Origin of the sequence: Deinococcus grandis (assembly GCF_001485435.1) — a bacterium.
Classification (GTDB): Bacteria; Deinococcota; Deinococci; order Deinococcales; family Deinococcaceae; genus Deinococcus; species Deinococcus grandis.
In genome coordinates this window covers 1,612,566-1,636,687 of record NZ_BCMS01000001.1, presented here as the reverse complement: position 1 = coordinate 1,636,687, position 24,122 = coordinate 1,612,566, and the positions used below count along the sequence as shown (strand labels likewise).

The following is a 24,122-nucleotide window of genomic DNA, read 5'->3' as shown; positions in this document are numbered from 1 at the left end:
TGTCACGCTAGAGTGCAGCTCATGAAGTTGCGCGGCACCCTGGGCGGCCTGAACCTCCTGATCGAACCCGGCGATACCGGCAGCAGCGTGCAGGACGCCCTGAGTGTCCGCACGGAGCTGCTGGCGAGCGCCGTGACCCTCGAGTTGCAGGGCGACGCCGACCCGGAGGCGGTCGAGGCGGCGCTGCATGCCATCCGCGCCGCGGGGGGCACGCCGGGGCGGGTGCGGGCGCCGCGCGTGAACGTCCCCACGCCCGCCCCGGCGGACAGCGCGCCCCGCCCGGCGCCGCTGCCCGCCCGCACGGAGATCCTCACGCACACGCTGCGCGCCGGGTACCACCGGGAGTTCCCGGGGAGCGTGATCGTGCTGGGTGACGTGAACCCCGGCGCGGAGATCCTGGCGGGCGGGGACGTGATCGTGGTGGGCGCGCTGCGGGGCGTGGCGCACGCGGGACTGGGCGGGCAAGCGGACGCGATCGTGTGGGCGCGGCCCATCGCCAGCACGCAGATCCGCATCGGGGACGCCGTGGCGCGCGCGCCCGAGGGCAGCAGCCTGAGCAACATGCGCCACCGTGAGGATCAGCCTCTGGCGGAGATCGCACGGCTGCAGGACGGCGTGATTCACATCGACGTGCAGAAGTGACGGCAGCAGGGAGGGGCGGCCAGATTGACCCTGGCCGCCCCTCCCCACTCACTTACAGTTCTGGGAAGCGCACGCCGCCCAGCAGGCGGTTCAGTTCGGCGGCCAGGGACAGCAGGCGGCCCTCGCTCCCGGCGGGCGCGACGAGCAGCGCGCCGTTCGGGGTGGCCGCGCCGGCAGGCGTGACGGGCAGGGCGAGGCTGGGGTACCCGGCCTTCGCGGCCAGGCCGTAGCCGTGGATGCCGGGGAACACGATCAGGTCGAGGCCCTGCGCGAACAGCGGGTCGAAGCCGCGCGTGCGGGTCAGGCGCAGGTCGCGCTCGCGGGCCTGGAGGTAGGCGGGTTCGGTCGCGTCGCCGCGGGTGCCCTGCGCGGCGTGCAGCAGGGTCTGCCCGTAGCGCAGCAGGCGTTCCGGGTCGGCGTCGTTCGCGTCGATGACCGCCTGGAGGCTGCGCGGGCCGGTCGTGACCGTGCGCAGGTAGGCGTTCAGGTCACCCTTGAACTCGTGCTCCAGCACCTCGAGGCTCCAGCCGTGGGCGTTCAGGTCGGCGCGGCTGGGGAAGGCGACGTCGTGCAGGGTCGCGCCCGCGTCGAGCAGCGTGGCCGTCAGGTGGTCGAGAGCGGCGGCCTCGGCGGGCGTGACGCCGGTCTCGTCGCGGATGACGCCCAGGTGCGCGCCGCGCAGCACATCCGGCCAGACGGTCAGGTCCGGGACGGGGAGGCGGCGGGTGATGTCGTCCCGGTCGTCCGGCCCGGCGATCACGGACAGGATCAGCGCGGCGTCGCGGACGCTGCGGGTGATCGGCCCGGCGGTGTCCTGACTGTGGCTGATGGGCACGATCCCGGTGCGCGGCACGAGACCCAGGGTGGGTTTCACGCCGATCACGCCGTTCTGGTGCGCCGGGCTGACGATGCTGCCGCTGGTTTCCGTGCCGATCGCGGCGGCGCACAGGCGCGCGGCGACCGCGACGCCGCTGCCGCTGCTGCTGCCGCCGGTGTCCAGGCCGTCGCCCCAGGGGTTCACGGTCTGCCCGCCGGCGCTGGAGTACCCGTTGGGCATGGCGAGCGTCATGAAGTTCGCCCATTCGGTCATGTTCGCCTTGCCGAGGATCACGGCCCCGGCGCTGCGCAGCCGCGTGACCAGCGGGGCGTCCGTTTCGGGAACGTGACCCGAGAGCAGGGCACTTCCGGCGGTAGTGGGCAGGCCCGCCACGTCGATGTTGTCCTTGATGAGCATGGGCACGCCGTGCAGTGGGCCGCGCCGGTCGGCGCTGACGGCGTCCAGGCGGTCCGCGTCGGCCTGCGCGGCCGGGTTCACGGTGATCACGGCGTGCAGGCGATCGTTCAGGGCGTTCAGGCGGCCCAGGTACGTGCGGGTCACCTCGCTGCACGTCAGGTCGCCGCGGCGGGTGGCGGCGGCCAGGGCGGCGGCGTCCAGGTCGAGGATCGGGTCAGGTTGCAGGGTCACGCCCTCCACTGTACGCACGTCTAAGTCCGGCGGCCGTGGGCTGGGACGCGGTACGGTAGCGTTCAGGGCATGAGTGACCCAGCCCCCGCGACCGCTGCCGTGCCCGTTCTCACCGCCGGGGTGGTGGCGTTTCAGGGGAATCCCGGTTCGTACGGGGAGATCGCCGCGCTGAACGCCGTGGCTGGTATGGCCGAGACGCGCGGGTACCCGACCTTCCACGAGGTCGCCCGCGCCGTCGAGACCGGCGAGGCCGAGTACGGCGTGCTGCCGGTCGAGAACAGCCTGATGGGCGCGATCCACCAGAGCATCGACCTCCTGAGCGAGACGGACCTGCATGTGGTCGGCGAGGTGGTGGTGAGGGTGTCGCACTGCCTGATGGCACTGCCCGGCGTGGAGATCGGCGACATCCGCCGTGTGGCGAGCCAGCAGCCCGCGCTGGACCAGTGCACGGACCTGATCCGCCAGCACGGCTGGCAGCCGGTCGCCGCGCACGACACGGCGGGCAGCGCGAAGAACCTCGCGCAGAGCGGCGAACGCGACCTCGCCGCCATCGCCAGCGAACGCGCCGCGCAGCTGTACGGCCTGAACATCCTCCAGCGGAACATCGAGGACGAACCGTTCAACTACACGCGCTTCATGATCCTCGCGCGGCACGAGCCCGCCCCGTCGGACGCGCCGCACAAGACCAGCCTCGTGTTCGCCGTGCGTCACACACCGGGCTTCCTCGTCGAGACGCTGAACGAACTGCGCGGCCTGAACCTCTCGCGCATCGAGAGCCGCCCCCGCCGCGACCGCGCCTGGAGTTACCTGATGTACGTGGACATCGAGGGCGACGCCCGCGATCCGAAGGTCGCCCAGGCGCTCGCCGGGGTGCTGCGCAAGGCCAGTTACGCGAAGATCATCGGCTCGTACCCGAGTGCCCAGGGCACCGTGAACTGACCGCCGAGGCCGGTTGACGTGACCGGCCCGGTCACTTTGCGCGCCTCGTCGGGGCGGCGTGTGGGACGATGCGCCCGTGCGCCGCGCCCTGCTGTCCCCGCCTGCCTGCCGTGACCTGAGTGCCCTGCGCGGGGCGGTGGGGGGCCGGGCGGTCCTGGTGACCGGTGCGTCGTCCGGGGTGGGCGAGGCGACGGCGCTGCGGCTGGGCGAGGCCGGGGCGACGGTGCTGCTGCTGGCGCGGCGCGAGAAGCAGCTGCGCGAGGTGGCCGCGCGGATCGGCGCGGCGGGGGGCCGGGCGGTGGTGGTCCCGGCGGACCTGAGCGACCCGGCGTCGGTGGACGCGGCGGCCCGCGAGGTGCTGAAGGCGGCGTTGGTCCTGGCGGGCGTGGTGAGCAACGCGGGGCGGTCGGTGCGGCGGCGGGCGCTGGACGGCGCGCCGAGGGCGGATCTGGAGCGACTGCTGGCCGTGAACGTGACCGGCCCGGCGCGGCTGCTGCTGGCGCTGCGCCCGGCGCTGGAGGCGGGGAGTGTGGTGGTGAACGTGTCGAGCGTGTCGGCGCGGCACGTGGGTGCGCCGCGCTGGGGGGCGTACCAGGGCAGTAAGGCGGCGTTCAACCTGTGGGTGCAGGCGGCGGTCGCGGAGTGGCCGGGGGTGCGGGGCGCGTCGGTGTACCTGCCGCTGGTGCGCACGCCGATGATCGCCCCGACCCGCGCGTACCGGTTCCTGCCCGCGCTGAGTGCCGCCGAGGCGGCCGAGGTGGTCACGCTGCCGTTCGTGCGGCGGGTGGTGCGGGTCGCGCCGTGGTGGCTGCCGGGCGTGGAGATCGCAGGCATCGTGTGCCCGGGCGTCCTGGCGCGGGGACTGGCATGGGCGGAGCGGGTCGAGGCCCGGCTGGAGCGGCGACAGTGAGGCAGGTGTGGACGGCGGTCCGGGCGACGGGCGCGCTGGGCAAGCAACCCGCGCGGGCGGCCCTGTCCCTGCTGCACTGCCTGGGGCGCGAGGGGCCGACCCTGGCGGGCGTGGTGGCGTGGCAGGCACAGGGCGACCCGGAGCGGCTGGCCCTGACGGACGGGACGGAACGCCTGACCTACGCCGAGTTGCAGTCGCGGGTGCAGGAGCGGTCGCAGGCGTGGTGGGGCGCGCACCCGCCGGGCACCCTCGTCGGACTGGAGGGTGGCGGCGGGCAGGTGGCGTTCGTGGTGGACCTGCTGGCGGGCCTGCGGCTGGGCTGGCGGGTCGTGCCCCTCGCGCCGGGTCAGACGGGCATGCGGCTTGCATCTCCCCCACCACCCTCTACCCCACCGGTGGCCGGTCGGGGCGGCTGGCTGCCGCCGCGTGCGGGACGCCCGGTGCTGATGACGTCGGGGAGTTCCGGGGCGCCCCGACTGGTCCGGTCGGCCGTACGGCCCGTGGCGGCGCTGCGGGTCGCGGGGGCGCTGCTGGACGCGCTGCGGCCACACCGGGACGCCCCGGTCGCGCTGCCGCTGCCGCTGTGGCACGGGCACGGTCTGGCGACCCTGGCCCTGGCACTGGGGGTGGGAGCGCCGCTGCACCTGCGGGCCGGGGCTTCGCCTCAGGAGATCTGGGCCACGTTGGCGGCCGAGGGGGCGGAGGTGCTGGCGGTCGTTCCCACGGTCCTGCACCGGCTGCTGGCCGTGCCTGGGAATGCGCCCCGGTTGCGGGTGGTGCTCAGCGGATCGGCACCGCTGTCACCGGAGCTGTCGGCCGCGACCCGCGCGCGGCTGGGGGACGTGCTGTTCGATGCGTTCGGCAGCACGGAACTGGGCGTGCTGACCCTGGCGACCCCGGCGGACCTGCGCGGCGCGCCGGGGTCGGTGGGTCGGCCCCTGCCCGGCGTGACCGTACGGGTCGCGCCGGACGGGCGGGTACTGGCGCGTGGGCTGCTGCGTCGGGGCTGGCACCCGACTGGTGACCTGGGCGTGCTGGACGACTCTGGGCGCCTGACGCTGCGGGGGCGCGCGGACGACCTGATGGTGATCGGCGGGGAGAACGTCTGGCCCGCTGAGCTGGAAGCGGCGCTGCTGGCCGTGCCGGGGGTGGTGGCATGCGCGGTCCTGCCGGTCCCGTGCGCTGAGTACGGGCAGCGGCCGGTGGCGTTCGTGGAGGGTGACGTGGACGAGGCCGCGCTGCACGCCTTCGCGCTGTCGCGGTGGCCGCGTCGCCTGAGGCCCGTCCGGTGGGTGCGGGGTCCGCTGCCGAGGACGCCGCTGGGGAAGGTGGCGCGCGGTGTCCTCCTTTCCCGCCTGTGATGCCTCCATTCTCCACCACCACCGCGACCGCAACCACTAAGTGAAAAATTTCACGATTAATCCAGCGCGTGAAATTTTTGTCCCTTCACCGACAGCCTTCTGCGGTAAAATGCCGGAATGATCGCCTACAGCGAGGTCAGTGCCTTCACCGAAACGCCCGGACACGGCAACCGGGCGGGCGTGGTGCTGGACGCCGCGCACCTCTCCCGGCAGGACATGCAGGCGCTCGCCGAGCTGCTGGGCGCCCCCGAGACCGTGTTCATCACCCGCCGCGAGGGCATCATCGCGCGCGTCCGGTACTTCACGCCCACCCAGGAAGTCGACTTCTGCGGGCACGCCACCATCGCCCTGGGGTTCACGCTGGCACAGGCCGGACAGTGGCCCGACGGGCAGGACCTCCACCTCGACACGCTGGTGGGCCGCGTGCCGCTGCGCCTGCACAGCGAGGCGGGCGTGCCGCGCCGCGTGTGGATGCGGCAGCCCTCCCCCGCCTACCGCGCCGTGCCCGCCACGCTGCGCGCCGACCTGGCCGAGGCGCTCGGCATCGACCACCGCATGATCCACCGTGGCCTGCCGCTGGCCGCCGCCAGTACGGGCCTCTGGAGCGTGTTCGTGCCGCTGCTGGACGCCGTGATCTTGGACGGACTGGAACCGGACCTGACCCGCGTCCACGCCCTGAGCGACGCGCTGGGCGTGGGCAGCATCTATGCGTACGCGCCGATGGGCGTGAACCGCTTCGCCGCGCGGGACTTCGCGCCCGCCCTGGGCATCCCCGAGGACCCCGTGACCGGCAGCGCGGGCGGCGCGCTGATGGCACTGCTGGCCAGTCAGGGCCGCCTGCCGGTGCGGGGCGAGCGCGCCTGCGGCCTCGTGTACCAGGGACACGCGCTGGGCACCCCCGGCGAGGTCGAGGTGGAACTGGAACTCGACGGGCAGCGCGTCACGAAGGTCCACGTGGGCGGCTGCGCGACCGTGGAACGCGAGGGCGTCTGGACGCCCCCCACGCCCGCCACGCGCTGAAGGAAACCTGCACGACCCGGCACCCCCCTGACAGGCGCGGCCTATGATGCCCGGATGCTTGGACTGATCTGTGTGGATGTAGACGGCACCCTGGTGGGCACCGGGAACCTCGTGCGGGACGACGTGTGGGCCGCGCTGGCCGACGCCCGCGCGCGCGGCGTGCGGATCGCGCTGTGCAGCGGCCGCCCCGCCATCGGCAACGCCCGCGCGTACGCCGAGCGGCTCGACCCGGACGGCTGGCACGTCTTCCAGAACGGCGCGAGCATCGTGAACGTCGGCAGCGGCGCCAGCCTGTCCGAGGCGATTCCCGAAGGCGGCCTGAACCTCCTGATCGCCCGCGCCGCGCAGACGGACCGCCTGCTGGAGGTCTACACCGACCTGGAGTTCGCCATCACGAAACCCGGTGACCTCGCCGAGCGGCACGCGGCCCTACTGGGCGTTCCCTACGAGGCCCGCACGCCGGAGAGCCTGGACGGTACGGTCGTCCGCGCGCAGTGGGTCGTCCCCCGCGCCGAGGAGGGTGCGGTCGTCGCCGAACCGCACCCCGGCATGGACCTGCACCCGGCGGGCAGCCCGGTCATGCCGGACGCGATGTTCATCAGCGTCACGCGCGCCGGAGTCAGCAAGGGCACCGCCGTGCAACGCGTCGCGGCGCAGTACGGCCTGACCATGGACCGCGTGATGATGGTCGGTGATGGCGAGAACGACGTCACCGCACTGCGCGTCGTGGGTCACCCGGTCGCCATGGGGAACGCCGACGCGCCCGCCATCGCCGCCAGCCGCTACCGCGTCGCGCACGTGGACGAGGGCGGCCTGCGCGAAGCGGTCGAACTGGCCCTGTCGCTGTAAAGACGTGACCTTCGACACACTGGACCTGCGCTGGGAATCCTGGGAGGGCGAGGAGGACACGGTGCTGGTCCTCGTGAACGGGACGCCCCTCGTGGAACTCGTGCGCCGCTGGGAGGACGACGCCGCGCAGGCGACCGGGGAGCGGTCCCTGGCGGGCAGTTACGCCGGACTACCCGCCCGATTCGCAGCGGAGATTCAGACGGCGTGGCTGGGCGAGCCGGAGCGGGGCAACCTCCTGAGCATTTTTGTAGGAGAACGGGTCGCCCTGCTGGAATGTGGCTGCGGCGAGTTGCTGTGCTGGCCCCTCGTCGCCCGAATTGAAATGGGCGAGCGCGAGGTGCGCTGGCTGGATTTCCAGCAGCCCCACCGGGCGCAGAAGGAGGCCGACCCGCTGAGCCTGAATCGCCCACCGGCGCCGTTCTGGTCGTATGCGGGTTTCGGGCCGTTCGTGTTCGAGCGGGCGGCGTACACGCGGGCGGTGCGGTCGCTGGGGCGGGCCTCCACCGATTCTTGATCTCCCCCACCGGGGCCGCGGTGGGCGTGGCAGGCTGGGTGAATGCTGGAGCTGGTGAAGGGCTGGACGGAGATCGTGGCGACCGGGGTGGAGGTCGCGGCGGCCCTGATCATCGCGCTGGCGGCGCTGCTGGCGCTAATCCGGGCGCTGGTGGCGTTCGTGCGGCCCTCGGCGCAGCCGGACGCGCAGAAGGAGTCGCTGCGGCTGGAACTGGGCCGCTGGCTGGCGGTGGCGCTGGAGTTCACGCTCGCGGCGGACATCCTGCGCACGGCGATCGCGCCGTCGTGGGACGACATCGGGAAGCTGGCGGCCATCGCGGCGCTGCGGACGCTGCTGAACTTCTTCCTGCAGCGCGAAATCGACGGGCACCGCGCGCGGGGGGCCGAGGCGGCCGCGCGGGAGGACGGGGTCAGCCCAGGAACAGTCGGGCGCTGACGAGCAGGACGATCAGGCCGTACATCCATTTCACGAAGGCGCTGCCGCGCAGCATCGCCATGCGAGCGCCCAGGGCGGCGCCGAGGGCGTTGGCGAGGCCCATGGGCAGGCCGATCCACCAGACCATCTGCCCGCCGATCAGGAAGAACAGGAACGCGCCGAGGTTCGTGGCGAAGTTCAGGGTGCGGGCGTTGCCGCTGGCGCGCACCAGGTTGAAACCGGCGAGGGCGAACAGGAACATGGCGAAGGTGCCGGTGCCGGGGCCGAGGAAGCCGTCGTACATCCCGATGATGAACGTGCCGGGCAGGGTGAGGGCCAGCGTGCGGGCGGTGAGGCCGGGGTAGCGGTCCTCCAGCCCGAAGGATTTGTTCACCAGCACGAGGGCGCCGACGCCGAGGATGACCACGCCGACGAGGGTGCGGAACGCGTCGGGGTTCACGAAGTGCACGAGGGACGCGCCGACCGCGCTGCCCAGCAGGGCCAGGGGGATCAGCCGCAGGACGAGGGGCCGGTCGACGTGCCCCTTGCGCCAGTACTGCACGGTGGCACTGCCGGACCCGAAGATCGCCAGGAGTTTGTTCGTGGCGACGACCTGCGCGGGGCTCAGGCCCATGAGGAACAGCGTGGGGAGGGTGATGGTGCCGCCGCCCCCGGCGACCGCGTCGATGAAGCCCGCGAGGAACGCGAGGGGCAGGCCGTACAGCAGGACTTCGGGACCGGGCACCGGGACAGCGTAGCGAACGTGGGCGGCGCGGCGTCCGTGTGCCGGGGACGTTATGCAGGCCGGTCGGCGGGCTGACGGGGGCGTGCTAGCCTCCGCGTCATGAGTGCCGCTTCACCGTCCGCCCCTGGCCCGCTGTTCGAGACCGCCGTGGTGGCGGGCGTGGGGCTGATCGGCGGGAGTGTCGCGCTGGGGCTGAGGCAGCGGCTGCTGGCGCGGCGCGTGATCGGCCTGGACGCCAGCCCCGAGGTGCTGCGCGAGGCCGAGGCGCTGGGCGTCGTGGACGAAGTGCGCGCCGCGCCCGGCGAGTGGCTACGCGGGGCGGATCTGGTGGTGCTGGCCGCGCCGATGCGGGCCCTGGCGCCGCTGGCGCGCGAACTGGCACCGTTCCTGAACCCGTCGGCGCTGGTGACGGACGTGGGCAGCGTGAAGGGCGGCATCGCCGCCGAGATGGAGCGGCTGGGCGTGAGGCACTTCGTGGCGGGGCACCCGATGGCGGGCAGTGAACGGGGCGGCGTGACGCACGCGCGCGCGGCGCTGCTGGAGAACGCCGTGTGGGTACTGACCCCGACGGACCACACGCCGCTGACGGCCCTGAGTAAGGTCCGGACGCTGGTCGAGGAACTGGGAGCCGCGCCGGTCGTGATGCCGCCGGACGCGCACGACGCGCTGGTCGCCACGATCAGTCACCTGCCGTACCTCGCGAGTCTGGCCCTGACGCACATGGTCGCGCGGGACGAGCGGCTGAGTCTGCTCGCGGCGGGTGGTTTCCGGGACCTGACGCGCGTGGCGAGCGGCGACCCGCGCATGAGCCGCGACATGGTCGTGGAGAACAAGGGCGCCCTGCGCGAGGCCCTGACCCGCTTCCGCCGGCAGCTGGAACGCCTGGAAGCCGACCTGGACGAACCCGAGGAACTGCTGGAGGCCGCGCGTGAGGGCAAGCGCACACGCGACAGCCTGCCCATCGTGCGCCGCAGCCTGCTGCCGCAGCGACACGATCTGGTCGTGGCCGTGCCCGATAAGCCTAACCAGATCGGGGCCGTGACGCAGGCGCTGGGCGCGGCGGGCGTGAACATCAAGGACATCGAGGTCCTGGCGATCCGCGAGGACGGCGGCGCGATCCGCCTGGGTCTGGAAACCCCGGAGGACGTCGCGCATGCGGCGACGATCCTGCAGGGCGAGGGCTTCGAGGTGCGTGGGCGCGGCTAAACGACGTTCACGAGTTCTTGATGGCGCTGGGGTAGCCTGAGAGATTGTGAAGGACGCTGACCCTGTTTCACCCGCCCCCCCGGCCCCGGTCCCGAAGGGAAACCTGACGGCCATCGACATGTTCCGGGGCCTGACGATCATCGAGGTCGTCGCGCACCACTCGACCGGGGTGATGCTGCGGTACCTCGACCCGGCCTCGACGGCGCACCTGTACACGTTGATCCTGAACCGCACGCTGCACTTCGCGGTGCCCGCGTTCGTGTTCCTGTCGGCGGTCGTGCTGACCCGCAGCCTGCTCAAGCGCTTCGAGCCGCGGCGGTACTTCTGGCGGCGCCTGACGCGCGGCGGGTGGCCGTACCTGCTCTGGAGCGTGCTGTACGCCCTGTGGTACGTGTGGACGGATCAGCGTGTGCCGGAATCCCTGACGGACCCGGCCCGCTGGCGGGACTGGCTGCTGTACGGGAAGGCCAGTTACCACCTGTACTTCCTGCTGGTGGCGCTGGAGGTGTACGTGGTGCTGCCGCTGATGCTGCCCCTGGCGCGGCGCAAACCCAGCATCACGGCGGCGCTGATCTTCGGCGCGGCGTTGCAGCTGGGCCTGTACCTGCTGAACCGGGAGGTGCTGCGCCTGCCGTTCCCGGCGAGCACGGTGCTGTGGTACATGCTGCCCATCACGCTGGGCGTCGCGGTGGGCGCGCGCCTGGACGAGTTCCCGGCGTGGTGGCGGCGCAGGCGCTGGGTGCTGCTGCCGGTCCTGACACTGGCGTTCAGCCTGTACCTGCCCGAGGCGCTGGCGTACGCGCGCGGCGAGCGGGTCACGCCCATCGTGTACTCGGGCCTGTCGTGGCTGTACACCAGCCTGACGGCGCTGGCACTGCTGGGACTGGCGTTCCGCGTGCAGCGCAGCGCGTCCACGGTCCGCCTGACGGTGGCGCTGCTGGGCACCGTCAGCCTGCAGGTGTACCTGATCCACCCGGCGCTGCTGCAGGCGCTGGAACGCTGGGACGCGCCGCAGGGCACGCCGTGGCAGGTGGCGCTGACCATGCTGGGGTACTTCCTGCTCGCGCTGGGCGTTCCGGCGCTGCTGGGCCGCGCGCTGCTGAACACGCGCCTGAGTACCTGGCTGTTCGGCCGGTGAGGGCGTTCTCAGCCGCGCGGCGGCCTGGGACGCTACAGTGCCGCCCGGTGAGGGAACTGACGGCTCGGAGGCGACGGGAACAGGGGCGGCAGGCGCCGGGTGCGGCGCGCAGGGTGCGGGCGCTGGCCGCCGCGCTGGTCCTGACGTGGTCCGGCGCGCAGGCGATGGTGCTCGCCCCGACCGTGACGACCGGGGCCGCGCCGGACCGGGCGGCCCGCGGTTCGGTGCCGTCCGGCGTGTGGGTACCGGTCGGGAGTGGCGAGGCGCTGTCGCTGCTGCGGGTGCCGAGATCGTGCGTGCAGGCGTGCGCGCTGGTGGTCGTGTCGCACCCGCGCGGGCAGTCGGCGGCGCACCTGCGTGACAGTGCCAGCGCGTCGGTGCTGACCTCGGCGCTCATTCACGCGGGCTTCGCGGTGCTGCTCTCCGGGGACGGCGGGCCGACCAGCTGGGGCAGCCCGGCGGGACTGGCGGCGCTGGGGCAGGTGCACGCGCAGTCGACCGACCTCTTTCCGTGGTCGGGGCGCACGTACGCGCTGGGCCTGAGCATGGGCGGCCTGATGGCGCTGCGATCGGCGCTGCCCGGCGCGCCGTACCCGGTCGAGGGCGTGGCGCTGATCGACGGGTGGGTGGACCTGCGCGTCGCGTGGGGCTCGGCGGTGTCCCGCCGGGAGGAGATCGGGGCGGCGTACGGACTGCCCGACCCCCCGGAGGACCTGAACCCGGCGTGGCTGGCCCGGACGTGGGGACGGCTGCCGATGCTGGTGTTCGGCAGTCCGGACGACCGGACCGTGCCGTTCGAGCGCAACGGCGAGGCGCTGTGGGCCGAGGCGGGCGAGCCGGACGTGGGCGGACTGGTGCGCCTGAGTGGCGGTCACCTGGGCGGGAACCGCTTCACGCCGGAGGTGGCGCGGCAGGTCGCGGCGTTCTACCGCACGCTGGAGCGCCGACGGTGAGGGCCGCCGGGTCGCCGGGCGGGCGGGGCTGCCGGGCAGAGTGTTCAGGTGCCGCCATTCTCGCGGGGGGAATGTGAAAGACTTAACGGCAGTGAATGACGTGCAGGCTCTGAACGCCCAGGGGGCATTGACGGACCGGGTGACCCTCAGCGAGCGGGCGGGGGTGCGCTGCGAGTCGGCGTGCTGGGCGGGCCGGGCGGTGTTCGCCAAGACGCTGGTCTTCGACGATCCCGACACCCGCGCCCGGTTCGAGCACGAGGGCCACGTGGCCCGCAGCGTCCGGCACCCGCTGGTGGTGTCGCCGATCGCCGTGGCGCGCGACGCCCTGCTGTTCCCGCTGATCGGGGGCGTGACGCTGCGCGAACGGCTCGACGGGGGACCGCTCGGCGCGGACGAGGCGACGCTGGTCGCCGGGGGCGTGCTGGCGGCCGTGACGGCCCTGCACGCGTGCGGCGTGACGCACCACGACCTGAAACCCGAGAACGTGATGCTGGACGGCGGCCGCGCGGCCTTCGACGCGGTGCGCGTGATCGATTTCGGCATGAGCCACTCGGTGAAGCTGCCGCTGGACATCCACAGCGGGACGCGCATGGGCACCCCGCACTTCATGGCGCCCGAGCAGTTCCTGGGCGTGCGGGGCGACCCGCGCAGCGACCTGTACTCGCTGGGCGTGCTGCTGTTCGACTGCCTGGCGGGCGAACCGCCCTTCGAGGACGCGTTCGGGTGGCTGGCGGGCCTGAGTGACCTGCGCGCGCCGCTGCCCGGCCCGGAGGCGCTGCACGGCCTCCTGACGCAGTGCCTGACGCGGGACCGGGCCCGGCGGCCCGCGAGCGCCGCGGCGCTGTACGCGGACCTGAGTGACGCGCGGGTGGCGCTGGGACTGGCGGCTCTGCCGGACCTGGCGGACTGGGCGGGCGAATGCCGCTGATCGCGTTCACCGGGAACCGCTTCCTGGCCGACGAGACGCTCCGGGACACGCTGCGCGCCCGGGGGCTGGACGCCCGCTCGCTGCCGCGCGTGGCGGGCGAGGACGTCACGGCGGACGCGCTGGGCCCGCACCTCAGCCCGGGGCTGTTCGGGGACGGCGGCGTGATCGTGGACCTGGAAGGCGTGAAACCCGACAAGGCGCTGCTGGAACTGCTCGCGGGCGCGGCGGTGACGGTCGCGGTGCTCGACGAGTCGCCGCCCGCCACCCGCCTGAAGGTGTACGAGGGCCGCGGCGAGGTCGTCCCGTCCCCCGCCCCCGCCAAGACCGGGGACGTGGCGGGCTGGGTGACCACCCGCGCGAAGAAGGCGAAGCTGCCCCTGGACCGGGACGCCAGCCTGTACCTCGCGGAGGTCTTCGGGGCGGACCTGGCGGGCATCGCCGGGGAGCTGAACAAGCTGGCGCTGCTGGACGGGCCGTTCACGCGGGAGACCGTGCAGCGCGTGGTGGGACGGGAGCCGCCGGGCGACAGCTTCGCGATGCTGGGCGCGGCCACCACGGGCCGCCCCGGCGAGGCGGTCACACAGCTGCGGCGCCTGCTCGCCAGCGGCGAGGACCCGTTCAAGCTGATGGGCGCGGTCGTGTGGCAGTACTCGCTCGTGGCGCGCTGCGTGGCCCTGCAGCAGGAGGGCGGGCGCGTCACCGAGCAGATGGCGGCGCAGCGGCTGGGCGTCAAGCCGTACCCGGCGAAGAAGGCGCTGGAGGTGGCCCGCCGCCTGAACGAGGCGAAGATCCGCACGCACCTGGGCCGCATCCTGGACGCGGATCTGGCCATGAAGCGCGGTCTGGACGCCGGGGTGGCGCTGGAGCGCCTGATCGTGCAGCTCAGTGTGTAGGGCCGCGCGGTGAACCACGGGGGCGTGACCCGGCCGCTGATCCGCGAGACGGAATGGGGGCGGGTACAGGGCCGCGCGCTCCTCGTACGCGGCGAGGTGGCGCTGGGATGGCTGGGCGTGCCGTACGCGGCGCCCGCCTCCGGCACGGGCCGGTTCCGGGCGCCGCAGCCGCACCCGGGCTGGACGGGCGTGCGGGACGCCACGCAGTTCGCGCCGGACGTCCTGCAACCGCTGGACCCGTCCGTGACACTGCGCCCCTCGGTGGAGGGCAGTCTGGTGCTGAACGTCTGGGCTCCAGCCACGCCCGGCCCGCACCCGGTCCTCGTGTGGTTCCACGGGGGCGCGTACCGCGCGGGCAGCGGACGGCTGTACGACGGGCGGGAGTACGCCGCGCAGCGGGGCGTGGTGGTCGTGACCGTGAATTCACGGCTGGGCCCGCTGGGGTACGCGGATTTCGCGGGGCTGTTCGGGGATGACCGCTTCGCCGTGAACGCCGGGTACCTGGACCAGCGGGCGGCGCTGGCGTGGGTGTCCCGCAACGCCGCGGCGTTCGGGGGCGACCCGGCCCGCGTGACCGTCGCGGGCGAATCGGCGGGTGCCGTGACGGTGAACCTGCTGCTGCGCGACCCGGCGGCGCGCGGCCTGTTCGCGGGCGCGGCCGCGCAGAGCGGCGGGGTCAACCAGCTGTCCACCCGGGAGAACAGCGTGGAACTGGCCGCCGCGTACGCCCGGGCGCTGGGCGTCACGGCCACCACCCGCGACCGCCTGTGGACGCTGCCCGCAGCGGCGTTCGTGCGCAGCCTGCACACGCTGGAACGCGTGCGGGCCCGGCAGCTGAACTCCCGCCCCACGCTGGACGGCGCGGTCCTGCCCGGCAGTGTCGCGGAGCTGCTGGGCCGCCCGGCCGCGCCCGTGCCGCTGCTGGCGGGCGCGAACCGCGACGAGTACGCCCTGTTCGTGAAACTCCCGGACCGGGTGTTTCCCCGCACCGACCGCGCCCTCCTGACCCGCGTCCTGACCGGCGCGGCGGGCGACGCGCGCGCCCGGGCGATCCTGGCCGGGTACCCGGACGACCCGGGCGGGCTGGTGGCGCTGGGCACCGACCTGTTCTTCCACGCGCCGAACGACGCGCTGCTGCGCGCGCACCCGGCCCCCGCGTTCCGGTACCGCTTCGACTGGGGCACGCGGTTCTTCGACCTGGGCGCCGCGCACGGCCTGGAACTGCTGTTCCTGTGGCCCCGCCCGTTGGGCCTGTCGTCGGACGTCATCAGGGGCGGCGACCACGCGCGGCGCGCCCGGCTGGCGCGCGCCATGCAGGACAGCTGGGCGCACTTCGTGCACCACGGGCACCCCGGCCCGGACTGGGCGGCGTGGACGCCGGAACAGCCGCAGGTCACGCACCTCACCCTGGACGGCCTGACCCGCTCGGTGGGCGGTGAGGCCCGGCGGCTGGCGCTGTGGCAGGACCTGCTGCCGCTCATGCCGTGACACGGACGCCGACTGCATGATGTGCGCAAACCGTTTCATGCAGGCGCACGCGACTCGCAGAGCAGCCCCGCAGAGAAGAAGCAGGACGGAAGCCGTATATCTGGGACCGCGCCCGCTAGAGTGACCGGATGAACCAGCGTGTAGCGAGTCGAGGACCGGTCCAGCCGGAGAACACGCCCTGGCGCGGCCACCAGCCGAATCCGGCGGTCACGTGGGCACCCAGCCGGGCGGCCACGTGAGACGCCGCCTCCTGCTGCTGCCTGCCGCGCTGCTGGTCGCGTGGGGGTGGCGCTGGGCGGGCCTGGGGGCGCTGCGCCGCGCGCGGTCCGCTCAGCCGGGGCTTGGCCTGATCTTCGAGGGTGGCCCGGACCCGCAGGTCACGCCGGCTCTGCTGGCAGCGCTGGGTGAGGCGGGCGTCCAGGCGACCTTCGCGCTGGACGGCGCGGCGGCCCGCCGGTACCCGGACCTCGTGCGGGCCGTGCACGCGCAGGGGCATGACGTGGCCGCCCGCCTGCCGCGCCACCCGTGGACGTGGGGAGCGGCGCGGCACGCGACAGCGGCCCTGCGGAGCGTGCTGGGCCAGGATCCCGCCGGGCTCAGCGTGGGTGCGCGGCCCACCCTGACGGGCTGGCTGGCGGGGTTCCTGGCGGGCGCGCCGGTCATCGCCGGGCAGGGCCGCGCGGGACCGGACGGGACCCTGTCCGGCGTCCGGCCCGGCGCGCTGCTGCACCTGCCGGGCACCGACGAACGGCTGGCCGCGCAGCTGCCGGCGCGGCTGGCGGACCTGCGCGCGCGGGAGTTCGAGGTGCTGCCGCTGCGCGACCTGCGCGGCCTGCGCCCGGAACGCGCCCGCGACCTGCCCGCCACCGCCCTGCAGGAGGTGGACGTCTGGTACGACCGGCTGGGCCGCATCCGCCGCGTCGGGAACCGCGCCAGCAGCCTGTTCCGGGCCGGTACGGCCCCGTACCCGCTGGCGGATCAACCGCTGCGCGAGGGGGGCGCCGTGCGGCGCGGCGAGCGGCTGATCGAGTTCCACCTCGACAGCGCCCGCCTGACCGAACTCGCCGAGCGGCCCGTCGCCGGGCGGCGCATCGTGACGGCGTCCGTGCGGGACCTCGCGCGGGCCCTGCGGGACGACCCGGACCTGAACACGTTCGGCGCGGTGTTCAGCATCAGCATCTTCTCGGACGTGCTGGGCCTGTACGGCTTCACGGTGGTGGACCTCCCGCCCGCCCACGAGCGGCGCCTGACGTGGTGGTCCCGCGTGATCCGCCGCGCGTACGGCGTGTCCGACCCGCAGAAACGCCACACGCCGAAACTGGCCGTGATGTCCCGCGCGGCGTTCGTCGAACGGCACGCGCGCGACTGAACCGAAGTCCATCTCATCCGGGCACCCCGTGGGGATCGCGGCGGGCCTGGCCGCGGGCCTGACCGAAAGTTCCCGCCCACCCCTGGCCGGGTTCAGAGGTGAGGAGGGTCGTGGCCGGGCGTCATACGGATTCCGTTTGTTTCGCCAACAATCCGGAACTTCACCGGATTGTTGACTCCACGACCGGAACCCGTTTCTCTCCTTCTCGCATCCGCTCGGACCCAGCGGGCTTTGCAGCCCATTCAATCGGAGTCCGTATCAGGTGTCCAGCGTCTCGCGGATGGTGGTCAGGACGCGTTCGCCGTACGTTTCGATGCGTTTGGGGCCGAAGCCGGGGATGCCGTGCAGGTCGGCTTCCGTGCGGGGCTGGCGCTGCGCGAGGGCGTCCAGGGCGGCGTTCGGGAAGATCAGGAAGGCGCTCAGGCCGGTCTCCTGGGTGATGGTGCGGCGGACCTCGCGCAGGGCGGCGGCGACCCGTTCGGCCTGCATGGGGTCAGGCTGAGTGGCGTCAGGCTGCGTGGCGTCGGGCTGAGTCGCGTGTGGCGTGGGCTGGCCCAGCAGGGGCGCGGCGACCGGGGTGGGCTGCGGGCGGGCGCGCAGGGCGCCCAGCACGGCGGCGTTCTCGCGTGCGCCGCGTTCCTGGGGCGTGGCGGGGCGGGGGGCCGGGTCGGGGTGGCCGCCCAGGTGGTCGCGGACGATCTGCACGACCTCGTCCCCGAAGTCCGCGAGTTTGCGCTGGCCGACGCCGCTGACGGTGCCCAGGCTGGCGTGGCTGGTGGGTTTCAGGTCGGTGACGCCCTTGAGGGTGGCGTCGGTGAAGACCACGTACGGGGGGACGCCCAGGCTGCGGGCGCGGTCCAGGCGCCACGCGCGCAGCGCCTCGAACAGCGGCTGGTCGGCGTCCGCGACCGGCGCGCGGCCCGCGCGGGGGTGCTTCTCGGCTCTCCGCGCGCGGGGCATCAGGGTGTCCTCACGCAGGGTCAGGGTCGCCTCGCCCTTCAGGAGGGTGCGGGCCTTACCGGTGGCGCTCAGGCCGTGGTGTTCCCCGGCGGCCAGGAAGCCCAGGCTGACCAGCTGGCGCAGCACGCCCCGCCACGTCTTCTCGTCGTGCGCTGCGCCCACCCCGAAGGTGGGGAGGGTGTGGTGGTTCATGCTGACGACCTTCTCGGTGGCGCGGCCCAGCAGCACGTCGGTCAGGTGCGCGGCGCCGAAGCGGTTCCCGGTGCGGATCGCGGCCGAGAGGGCCATCTGCGCCTCGCGGGTCATGTCGCGCACCCGTGGCGGGTTTAGGCAGGTGTCGCAGTTCCCGCAGGGGCCCTGGTAGCCTTCGCCGAAGTACGCCAGCAGCACCTCGCGGCGGCAGGCAGCGGTCTCGCAGTAGGTGAGCAGGGCGTCGAGTTTCCCGGCCTCCACGCGCTTGACGTCCTCGGGCGCGTCGCTGGAGGCGAGCATGCGGCGCACGTTCACCACGTCGCTGAGGCCGTACACCATCCAGGCGGTGCTGGGCAGCCCGTCGCGTCCGGCGCGGCCGGTCTCCTGGTAGTAGCCTTCCATGCTCTTGGGGAGGTCCAGGTGCGCCACGAAGCGCACGTTGGGTTTGTCGATGCCCATGCCGAACGCGACGGTGGCGACGACGACCAGGCCTTCCTCGTTCAGGAAGCGGTCCTGCGCGTGCGTGCGTTCGCGGGGGGGGAGGCCCGCGTGGTACGCGACGGCGTCCACGCCCTGCGCCTGGAGCCATTTCGCGGTCTCCTCGACGGATTTGCGCGACAGGCAGTACACGATCCCGGCGTCCCCGGCGTGTTCGGCGCGGATGAAGTCCAGCAGCTGGGTCTTGGGGCTGTCCTTCTGGCCCACCCGGTACCCGATGTTGGGCCGGTCGAACGAGGAGATGAACTGCGGCGCGGCGCCCAGGTCCAGCACGCGCAGGATGTCGGCGCGGGTGCGGTCGTCGGCGGTGGCGGTCAGGGCCATACGCGGCACGTCGGGGAACCGTTCGGGCAGGACGCTCAGGCCCTGGTACTCGGGGCGGAAGTCGTGCCCCCACTGGGACACGCAGTGTGCCTCGTCCACGGCAAACAGGGCGACAGGGGCGCGTTCGAGCAGGTCCAGGGTGCGGGGCAGCAGCAGACGTTCCGGCGCGGCGTACAACAGGTCCAGTTCGCCGCTCAGCAGGGCCGCCTCGACTTCACGCACGCCGTCCAGGGACAGGGTGGAGTTCAGGTACGCGGCGCGCACGCCCAGGCCGCGCAGGGTGTCCACCTGGTCCTTCATCAGCGCGATCAGGGGGGACACAATGATGCCCACGCCGGGGCGCAGCAGGCTGGGCACCTGGTAGCACAGGCTCTTGCCGCCGCCGGTCGGCATGAGGACCATGGCGTTCCCGCCCCCCGCGACGGTGGAGACGATCTGCGCCTGCACGCCCCGGAAGGCGTCGTACCCCCAGATGCGTTTCAGCAGGTCGAGGGCCGGGGCCAGGGTGGCAGCGTCAGGAGTGGCAGGGTGGGGAGCGGGCGCGGACATCGCCCCCCAGCATAGCGCGTTACGCCCAGCACGTAACGGAGGCGGGGGTCATACGGATTCCGTTTGTTTCGTTGACAGATCGGAACACCACCGCTCTGCCAACTCCACGCCCGGAGGGGCGTTTCTCTCCTGCTCGCTCTGCTGCGCAGCTCTCCGAGTCCGCTCGGGTTGAAAGAGATACCTTTCAACCGGAGTCCGCATCACTTCACCTTGTCGGCCGCCGGGATCATCACCGGGACGCGCAGGTCCTGCTCGACCTTCGCGAAGCGCTCGCGCAGGAAGCGCCCGTGCGTCAGGAGTGCCTGTCCACCCGACTGCAGCGACCCCGCGATGATCTCCTGCACGCCGTCCAGCAGCAGCTCCAGCTGCTCGGACAGCAGGGCCGCGCCGGTCTTGCCGTCCTGAATCACGCCGGTGTCCGCCAGCGAGCGGGGCAGTTTCAGGTACGCCTGCACGGCCTCCGGCGCGTACTCCTCGCGGATCGCGCGGGCCACGAAGAACCCCTCGGTGCCCTCCAGGCCCTGATCCTTCAGCAGCGACAGCGCCTCCTGCGTGCGGAGGTTCAACGCGACCAGCTGCGCCCGTGCCTGGGCAGGCAGCCGCGCGTCGGCCAGGAAGGGCGCCAGCGGTCCCTCGGCGGCGGACGGGGCGGATACCGTCAGCGGCGTGCCCGTCGCCTGCGCCGTCAGCTCGGGCACCTCTGCCTGCACTTCCGCCTGCACCTTCGGCGCGCGGCGGCGACCCCGCGCCGGTCCGCCCGACGCGAGCCAGCCCAGCCCCATGAAGAACAGCGGGAACAGCAGCCACGACGCTCCAAGCTGCATCAGGACGACCGCTGCGATCACGGCGGCGATCAGGCCGCCGCGCGCCGCGCCCCACGACCCGAACGCCCGCGAGCCGAAGTACCCGATCAGCATGCCCGCGACCGGGTGCGGCAGCCACCCGGCCCCCAGCAGGGTGAGGATCACGACGGGAATCATCGCGCGGATCACGACGCGCGCCTCGCGGCCCTTCGGGCTGAACACCGACTGCGCGAAGAACGCGATGGCAAAGGCCGCCGCGACATGCACCATCCAGGCCAGTGGCCCCAGGTCGATCATGCTCCCAGCGTACACCCGCGCCTGCACGCCGTCGACGGCACACTGGCCTATCCCCGGTCAGGGCCGGTCCGGGTTCATATGGACTCCGGTTGAAAGGTTTGCTAAAACTTTCAACCCGAGCAGAGCGAGCAGGAGAGAAACGGGTTCCGGGCGTGGAGTTGGCAACCCGGTGCGGTTCCGGGTTGTTAACGAAACAGACGGAATCCGTATCAGCCGTCGCTGGGGGTGCGTTTCTTGGGTTTGCTGGCCGCGAACGCCGCGAGGCGCGCGGTGACCTGCGGGGGCGTGCTCGTGAGCAGGTGGCGGGCGCCGGGGTGCGTCTGCGCGAAGGCCTCCACCCGGTCGAACATGGTGGTGAACACGTCGTGCGGCATGTCGAGCGCGGGCGTCAGGCGCACGGTGCGCTTGCTGCTCAGGGACAGGTTCGCCATGACGCCCCCCTGGTGCAGTTCGCGCAGCGCGAGGATCGCGGTCGCCTCAAACACGAGTTCCTTCAGCGCGCCGGGCAGCGGCACGCCCACCATTGGGCGGAACTGCAGGGCGAACAGCATCCCCTGGCCGCGCACGGCCTCCAGCAGGTTAGGGAAGCGCTTCTGGACCGCCTGGAGCCGCGCGAGGCCCTCGGCGCCCAGCGCGGCGCTGCGGGCCGGGAGGTCGTTCTCAATCAGGTACTCCAGGCTTTTCAGGCCGACCGCCATGGCGAGCGCACCGCCGCCGAAGGTGTTGCTGTGGCGTTTGCTGCTCAGGCCGCCCAGCATCTTCTTGTAGATGGGCGCGCGGACGATGGTGGCGCCCACGGCCGTCATGCCGCCGCCTAGAGGCTTGGCCAGGGTGATGATGTCGGCATCCAGCCCCTGCGCGGCGGATTCGAACCAGTGCCCGGTGCGGCCCAGCCCGGTCTGGATCTCGTCCGCGATGACGGGAATGCCGTGCCTGCGGCACAGTTCGCCGACGCCGCGCAGGAACCCGGCGGGGGGGATATTCACGCCGCCCTCGCCCTGAATGGGTTCCACGACCACGCACGTCACGTTGTCCGCGCCGACCCGGCGGATCAGGCGCGTCAGGGCGTCCAGGTCCCCGTACGGGCTGGTCAGCGCGCCGGGAATCAGCGGGCGGAAGATGTCCTGGTACTCGGGGTTCGGCGTGAGGCTCAGGCTGCCGAGCGTCTTGCCGTGGTACCCGCTGGCGAACGAGATCTGGTACTTCGCCTTCGGACGCCACGCCTTGGCGAACTTCAGGGCGCCCTCGATGGCCTCGGTGCCGCTGGAGCAGAAGAACACCTGACTGTCCGCGTGGCTGGGCAGTTCCCGCGAGATCAGCGCCACGAGGTTCGCCTGCAGGGCGGCGCGCCACGGACCGGTGGACTGCTGCGGCAGGCCCATCGCGCGGTTCTTCCGCAGGAACTCGTGCATGAACTCCGTGATGGCGGGCGGCATCTCGCCGAAGGGCGTAGCGGCGTACCCGCTGGCGTTGATGCGGCGCACGCCGCGTTCGTCTTCCAGTTCCCAGGGGGTCACGCGGGAGAACGGCCCGGCGAGGCCCAGCACGTCCAGGCCGTACAGGAGTTCCTCGTTGCCGTACTTCAGTTCCAGGCGGCGGACGTCCGCGCCGCTCAGGCGCTCGTCGAGCACGTCACGGGTCGAGATGAAACCGGGGGGCAGGGCACTCATGGCGGTCAGTCTAGAGCCCCCCGGCGTGAGAGGCGTCCCCGCCCGGTCAGTTGCCGTTCACCACGCCTCTGAGCGCAGGTACGCCGCCGGGGTACGCCCGGGCATCCAGCCCGTCGGCGTTCAGGTAGCGGGCGGCCAGCCCGGAGCGCACGCCCCGCTCGCAGATCACGACCAGCGGCCCCAGGTCCGGGGTGAGGCCGTGCGCGCCGTCCTCGATGGCCTGGAGGCTCACGGCCCGCACGGGCAGCGTGGTCAGCCCGGCCAGGGGTTCGGCGGCGCGCAGGTCCTCGGGGCGCAGGTCGATGACGGTGGCACCTTCGGGCAGGGTCATGCGCGCAGGATACGCGCACGCGGCACATTCCGACCCGTGCGCTCGGGTATGCTGGGCCGCATGGAAGATGTCACCCCACAGGAAGGGCTGCGCCGCGTGCAGCAGGGCGCGCTGCTCGTGGACGTCCGCGAACAGAACGAATTCGACGAGGTGCACGCCGAGGGCGCCCAGCTGATCCCCCTGAGCGAGTTCGAGGCCCGCTACGCGGAACTCCCGAAGGACCGTGAGCTGGTCATGATCTGCCGCAGCGGCGCGCGCAGCGCCCGCGCGGGCGAGTTCCTGAAGGCGCAGGGGTACGATTCGGTCGTGAACCTCGCGGGCGGCACGATGGCCTGGGTTCAGGACGGCCTGCCCAGCGTGCAGGGCGGGAACTGATGACCGCGCCCGAGAACGCGCCGACCCCGGCGGGCCTGCCCAGCGAGGCGCAGGTGCTGGAGGCCCTGAAGGTCGTGAAGGACCCGGAAATCCCGGTGAACGTGGTGGACCTCGGCCTGATCTACGGCGTGGACATCCAGGCGTCCGGTCTGGTGGACATCACCATGACCCTGACGAGCGTGGGCTGCCCGGTGCAGGACCTGATCCGCAGCGACGCGGAACTCGCCGTGGGCCGCCTGGACGGCGTCAGCGAGGTGAACGTGGAGTTCGTGTGGACGCCGCCATGGGGACCGGACAAGATGACCGAGGACGGCAAGCGCCAGATGCGCATGTTCGGCTTCAACGTCTGAGACGGACTCCGGTTGAAAGGTTTGCAAAAACGTTCAACCCGAGCGGATGCGAGCAGGAGTGAAACGGGTTCCGGGCGTGGAGTTGACAACCCGGTGATGTTCCGGGTTGTGAACGAAACAGACGGAATGCGTACGCATTGCAAGAGAACCGCCCCAGCGCAAGGCCGGGGCGGTTTTCCATGTGCGGTCAGTCGCTGTTACGGGCGATGCTGAAGATGTTCAGGAACTGCGCCAGGGCCATGGCGAAGCCCGCGACGTAGGTCAGGGCGGCGGCGGTCAGGACGCTGCGGGCGCCACCGGTCGCCTCGGGACTGCCGCTCAGGCCGGTCTGGTTCAGGTAGGCCAGGGCGCGGCGGCTGGCGTCGAATTCCACGGGAAGGGTGATCACGTGGAACAGCAGCGCGGCGCCGAACAGGACCACGCCCAGCCACAGCAGGCCGGTCAGTTGCAGGAAGATCCCGGCCATGACGAGCAGCGGCGCGAGGTTCATGCCGAGGCTCAGCGGGACGGCCAGGCGGCCGCGGGCGACCAGGGCGGGCATGCGCACGCGGTCCTGGATGGCGTGCCCGACCTCGTGCGCGGCGACGGCCATCGCGGCGACGCTGGGGACGCCGTACACGCCCTCGCTGAGGTTCACGGTCTTGCGCATGGGGTCGTAGTGGTCGCTGAGGCTGCCGGGAACGGCGTTCACGGGCACGTGGTTCAGGCCGTTGGCGTCGAGCATCATCCGGGCGACCTGCGCGCCGGTGAGGTTGCGGGGGTTGCGCACCCCACTCCAGCGTCGGTAGGTGCGGGTCAGGGCGCCCTGGATGACGAAGGACGCGACCAGGATGATCAGGATCAGGGGGGTGTAGGGGCCGAGGAATTCCATGTCAGACTGCCTCCTGTCACATATCTTAGCGAAGCGCACTCATATTTTATGAGACGTCCATCTGGGTG

At 72.6% G+C, this 24,122-nt stretch carries 24 protein-coding genes; 17 read left to right on the top strand and 7 right to left on the bottom strand.

All coding sequences use genetic code 11. From position 1 onward, the window contains the following. Nucleotides 1-21 precede the first annotated feature (21 nt). Nucleotides 22-642, top strand: a complete 621-nt coding sequence (locus DEIGR_RS08090) for a septum site-determining protein MinC (protein WP_058976505.1) — start codon at nucleotides 22-24, stop codon at nucleotides 640-642. Between the two features lie 52 nt (nucleotides 643-694). Here DEIGR_RS08090 and DEIGR_RS08085 read toward each other — a convergent pair whose 3' ends face one another. Further along, on the bottom strand, nucleotides 695-2,107 hold the full coding sequence (locus DEIGR_RS08085; RefSeq protein WP_083523972.1) for an amidase family protein: 1,413 nt from the start codon (nucleotides 2,105-2,107) through the stop codon (nucleotides 695-697). Nucleotides 2,108-2,176: 69 nt separating this feature from the next. Here DEIGR_RS08085 and DEIGR_RS08080 point away from each other — a divergent pair, with 69 nt between their 5' ends. From DEIGR_RS08080 to DEIGR_RS08050, 7 genes are all read left to right on the top strand, one after another. Continuing rightward, nucleotides 2,177-3,046, top strand: a complete 870-nt coding sequence (locus DEIGR_RS08080) for a prephenate dehydratase (protein WP_058976504.1) — start codon at nucleotides 2,177-2,179, stop codon at nucleotides 3,044-3,046. 76 nt (nucleotides 3,047-3,122) lie between these two features. Beyond that, a complete protein-coding gene (locus DEIGR_RS08075) occupies nucleotides 3,123-3,956 on the top strand; it encodes an SDR family NAD(P)-dependent oxidoreductase (protein WP_236704698.1) in 834 nt (277 codons plus the stop codon). Next, nucleotides 3,953-5,317, top strand: coding sequence for a class I adenylate-forming enzyme family protein (locus DEIGR_RS08070; RefSeq protein ID WP_160329921.1), 1,365 nt, complete (start codon nucleotides 3,953-3,955; stop codon nucleotides 5,315-5,317). The genes DEIGR_RS08075 and DEIGR_RS08070 overlap by 4 nt, the downstream gene beginning before the upstream one ends. A 117-nt stretch (nucleotides 5,318-5,434) precedes the next feature. Continuing rightward, entirely contained in the window at nucleotides 5,435-6,337 is a 903-nt protein-coding gene (locus DEIGR_RS08065; protein ID WP_058976501.1) for a PhzF family phenazine biosynthesis isomerase, read from the top strand. 54 nt (nucleotides 6,338-6,391) lie between these two features. Next, nucleotides 6,392-7,186, top strand: a complete 795-nt coding sequence (locus DEIGR_RS08060) for a Cof-type HAD-IIB family hydrolase (RefSeq protein WP_058976500.1) — start codon at nucleotides 6,392-6,394, stop codon at nucleotides 7,184-7,186. A 4-nt stretch (nucleotides 7,187-7,190) separates the two neighbouring features. Next, the gene (locus tag DEIGR_RS08055) at nucleotides 7,191-7,700 is read left to right on the top strand and encodes a hypothetical protein (RefSeq protein WP_058976499.1); all 510 of its coding nucleotides are present in this window, start codon (nucleotides 7,191-7,193) and stop codon (nucleotides 7,698-7,700) included. 42 nt (nucleotides 7,701-7,742) lie between these two features. Then, entirely contained in the window at nucleotides 7,743-8,135 is a 393-nt protein-coding gene (locus DEIGR_RS08050) for a DUF1622 domain-containing protein (protein ID WP_058976498.1), read from the top strand. Here the strand turns inward: DEIGR_RS08050 and DEIGR_RS08045 are convergent. Beyond that, nucleotides 8,110-8,859 carry a TSUP family transporter gene (locus DEIGR_RS08045; RefSeq protein WP_058976497.1) on the bottom strand — a complete coding sequence of 250 codons (750 nt, stop codon included), beginning with the start codon at nucleotides 8,857-8,859 and terminating at the stop codon, nucleotides 8,110-8,112. The genes DEIGR_RS08050 and DEIGR_RS08045 overlap by 26 nt on opposite strands. 99 nt (nucleotides 8,860-8,958) lie before the next feature. On the opposite strand from DEIGR_RS08045, the gene DEIGR_RS08040 reads away from it, so the two are divergent. The 7 genes from DEIGR_RS08040 (at nucleotide 8,959) to DEIGR_RS08010 (ending at nucleotide 16,834) form a co-directional block, all read left to right on the top strand. Next, entirely contained in the window at nucleotides 8,959-10,065 is a 1,107-nt protein-coding gene (locus DEIGR_RS08040; RefSeq protein WP_058976496.1) for a prephenate dehydrogenase, read from the top strand. Between the two features lie 46 nt (nucleotides 10,066-10,111). After that, a complete protein-coding gene (locus DEIGR_RS08035; protein ID WP_407638314.1) occupies nucleotides 10,112-11,203 on the top strand; it encodes an acyltransferase in 1,092 nt (363 codons plus the stop codon). A 47-nt stretch (nucleotides 11,204-11,250) separates the two neighbouring features. Further along, entirely contained in the window at nucleotides 11,251-12,156 is a 906-nt protein-coding gene (locus tag DEIGR_RS08030) for an alpha/beta hydrolase family protein (protein WP_236704697.1), read from the top strand. A gap of 91 nt (nucleotides 12,157-12,247) precedes the next feature. After that, complete coding sequence (locus DEIGR_RS08025; protein WP_236704696.1) at nucleotides 12,248-13,084, top strand: serine/threonine-protein kinase; 837 nt, start codon at nucleotides 12,248-12,250, stop codon at nucleotides 13,082-13,084. Continuing rightward, the gene (holA, locus tag DEIGR_RS08020) at nucleotides 13,075-13,977 is read left to right on the top strand and encodes a DNA polymerase III subunit delta (protein WP_058976494.1); all 903 of its coding nucleotides are present in this window, start codon (nucleotides 13,075-13,077) and stop codon (nucleotides 13,975-13,977) included. Before DEIGR_RS08025 ends, holA begins: the two co-directional genes overlap by 10 nt. Nucleotides 13,978-14,001: 24 nt before the next feature. Next, complete coding sequence (locus DEIGR_RS08015) at nucleotides 14,002-15,465, top strand: carboxylesterase/lipase family protein (protein ID WP_160329920.1); 1,464 nt, start codon at nucleotides 14,002-14,004, stop codon at nucleotides 15,463-15,465. Between the two features lie 235 nt (nucleotides 15,466-15,700). Further along, nucleotides 15,701-16,834, top strand: a complete 1,134-nt coding sequence (locus DEIGR_RS08010; RefSeq protein ID WP_160329919.1) for a YkoP family protein — start codon at nucleotides 15,701-15,703, stop codon at nucleotides 16,832-16,834. Between the two features lie 258 nt (nucleotides 16,835-17,092). Here DEIGR_RS08010 and recQ read toward each other — a convergent pair whose 3' ends face one another. The 4 genes from recQ to DEIGR_RS07990 all read right to left on the bottom strand — a co-directional run bounded on the left by recQ (nucleotide 17,093) and on the right by DEIGR_RS07990 (nucleotide 22,458). Beyond that, nucleotides 17,093-19,357 carry a DNA helicase RecQ gene (gene recQ / locus DEIGR_RS08005; RefSeq protein ID WP_058976491.1) on the bottom strand — a complete coding sequence of 755 codons (2,265 nt, stop codon included), beginning with the start codon at nucleotides 19,355-19,357 and terminating at the stop codon, nucleotides 17,093-17,095. A gap of 200 nt (nucleotides 19,358-19,557) precedes the next feature. Beyond that, nucleotides 19,558-20,457, bottom strand: a complete 900-nt coding sequence (locus DEIGR_RS08000) for a hypothetical protein (protein WP_058976490.1) — start codon at nucleotides 20,455-20,457, stop codon at nucleotides 19,558-19,560. 209 nt (nucleotides 20,458-20,666) lie between these two features. After that, a complete protein-coding gene (locus DEIGR_RS07995; RefSeq protein ID WP_058976489.1) occupies nucleotides 20,667-22,127 on the bottom strand; it encodes a class-III pyridoxal-phosphate-dependent aminotransferase in 1,461 nt (486 codons plus the stop codon). A gap of 46 nt (nucleotides 22,128-22,173) precedes the next feature. After that, nucleotides 22,174-22,458 carry a rhodanese-like domain-containing protein gene (locus DEIGR_RS07990; RefSeq protein WP_058976488.1) on the bottom strand — a complete coding sequence of 95 codons (285 nt, stop codon included), beginning with the start codon at nucleotides 22,456-22,458 and terminating at the stop codon, nucleotides 22,174-22,176. Between the two features lie 60 nt (nucleotides 22,459-22,518). Here DEIGR_RS07990 and DEIGR_RS07985 point away from each other — a divergent pair, with 60 nt between their 5' ends. Next, on the top strand, nucleotides 22,519-22,833 hold the full coding sequence (locus DEIGR_RS07985; protein WP_236704695.1) for a rhodanese-like domain-containing protein: 315 nt from the start codon (nucleotides 22,519-22,521) through the stop codon (nucleotides 22,831-22,833). Continuing rightward, nucleotides 22,833-23,183, top strand: coding sequence for a metal-sulfur cluster assembly factor (locus DEIGR_RS07980; RefSeq protein WP_046842386.1), 351 nt, complete (start codon nucleotides 22,833-22,835; stop codon nucleotides 23,181-23,183). The genes DEIGR_RS07985 and DEIGR_RS07980 overlap by 1 nt, the downstream gene beginning before the upstream one ends. Before the next feature lie 187 nt (nucleotides 23,184-23,370). Here DEIGR_RS07980 and DEIGR_RS07975 read toward each other — a convergent pair whose 3' ends face one another. Then, a complete protein-coding gene (locus tag DEIGR_RS07975; protein WP_058976486.1) occupies nucleotides 23,371-24,054 on the bottom strand; it encodes a zinc metallopeptidase in 684 nt (227 codons plus the stop codon). Nucleotides 24,055-24,122 lie beyond the last annotated feature (68 nt).

Coding starts and splice junctions, on each gene's coding strand:
- DEIGR_RS08060 (WP_058976500.1), top strand. CDS start 6,392: ATGCTTGGACTGATCTGTGTGGATGTAGACGGCACCCTGGTGGGCACC.
- DEIGR_RS07990 (WP_058976488.1), bottom strand. CDS start 22,458: ATGACCCTGCCCGAAGGTGCCACCGTCATCGACCTGCGCCCCGAGGAC.
- DEIGR_RS07995 (WP_058976489.1), bottom strand. CDS start 22,127: ATGAGTGCCCTGCCCCCCGGTTTCATCTCGACCCGTGACGTGCTCGAC.
- DEIGR_RS08050 (WP_058976498.1), top strand. CDS start 7,743: ATGCTGGAGCTGGTGAAGGGCTGGACGGAGATCGTGGCGACCGGGGTG.
- DEIGR_RS08090 (WP_058976505.1), top strand. CDS start 22: ATGAAGTTGCGCGGCACCCTGGGCGGCCTGAACCTCCTGATCGAACCC.
- DEIGR_RS07985 (WP_236704695.1), top strand. CDS start 22,519: ATGGAAGATGTCACCCCACAGGAAGGGCTGCGCCGCGTGCAGCAGGGC.
- recQ (WP_058976491.1), bottom strand. CDS start 19,357: ATGTCCGCGCCCGCTCCCCACCCTGCCACTCCTGACGCTGCCACCCTG.
- DEIGR_RS08065 (WP_058976501.1), top strand. CDS start 5,435: ATGATCGCCTACAGCGAGGTCAGTGCCTTCACCGAAACGCCCGGACAC.
- holA (WP_058976494.1), top strand. CDS start 13,075: ATGCCGCTGATCGCGTTCACCGGGAACCGCTTCCTGGCCGACGAGACG.
- DEIGR_RS08080 (WP_058976504.1), top strand. CDS start 2,177: ATGAGTGACCCAGCCCCCGCGACCGCTGCCGTGCCCGTTCTCACCGCC.
- DEIGR_RS07980 (WP_046842386.1), top strand. CDS start 22,833: ATGACCGCGCCCGAGAACGCGCCGACCCCGGCGGGCCTGCCCAGCGAG.
- DEIGR_RS08000 (WP_058976490.1), bottom strand. CDS start 20,457: ATGATCGACCTGGGGCCACTGGCCTGGATGGTGCATGTCGCGGCGGCC.
- DEIGR_RS07975 (WP_058976486.1), bottom strand. CDS start 24,054: ATGGAATTCCTCGGCCCCTACACCCCCCTGATCCTGATCATCCTGGTC.
- DEIGR_RS08040 (WP_058976496.1), top strand. CDS start 8,959: ATGAGTGCCGCTTCACCGTCCGCCCCTGGCCCGCTGTTCGAGACCGCC.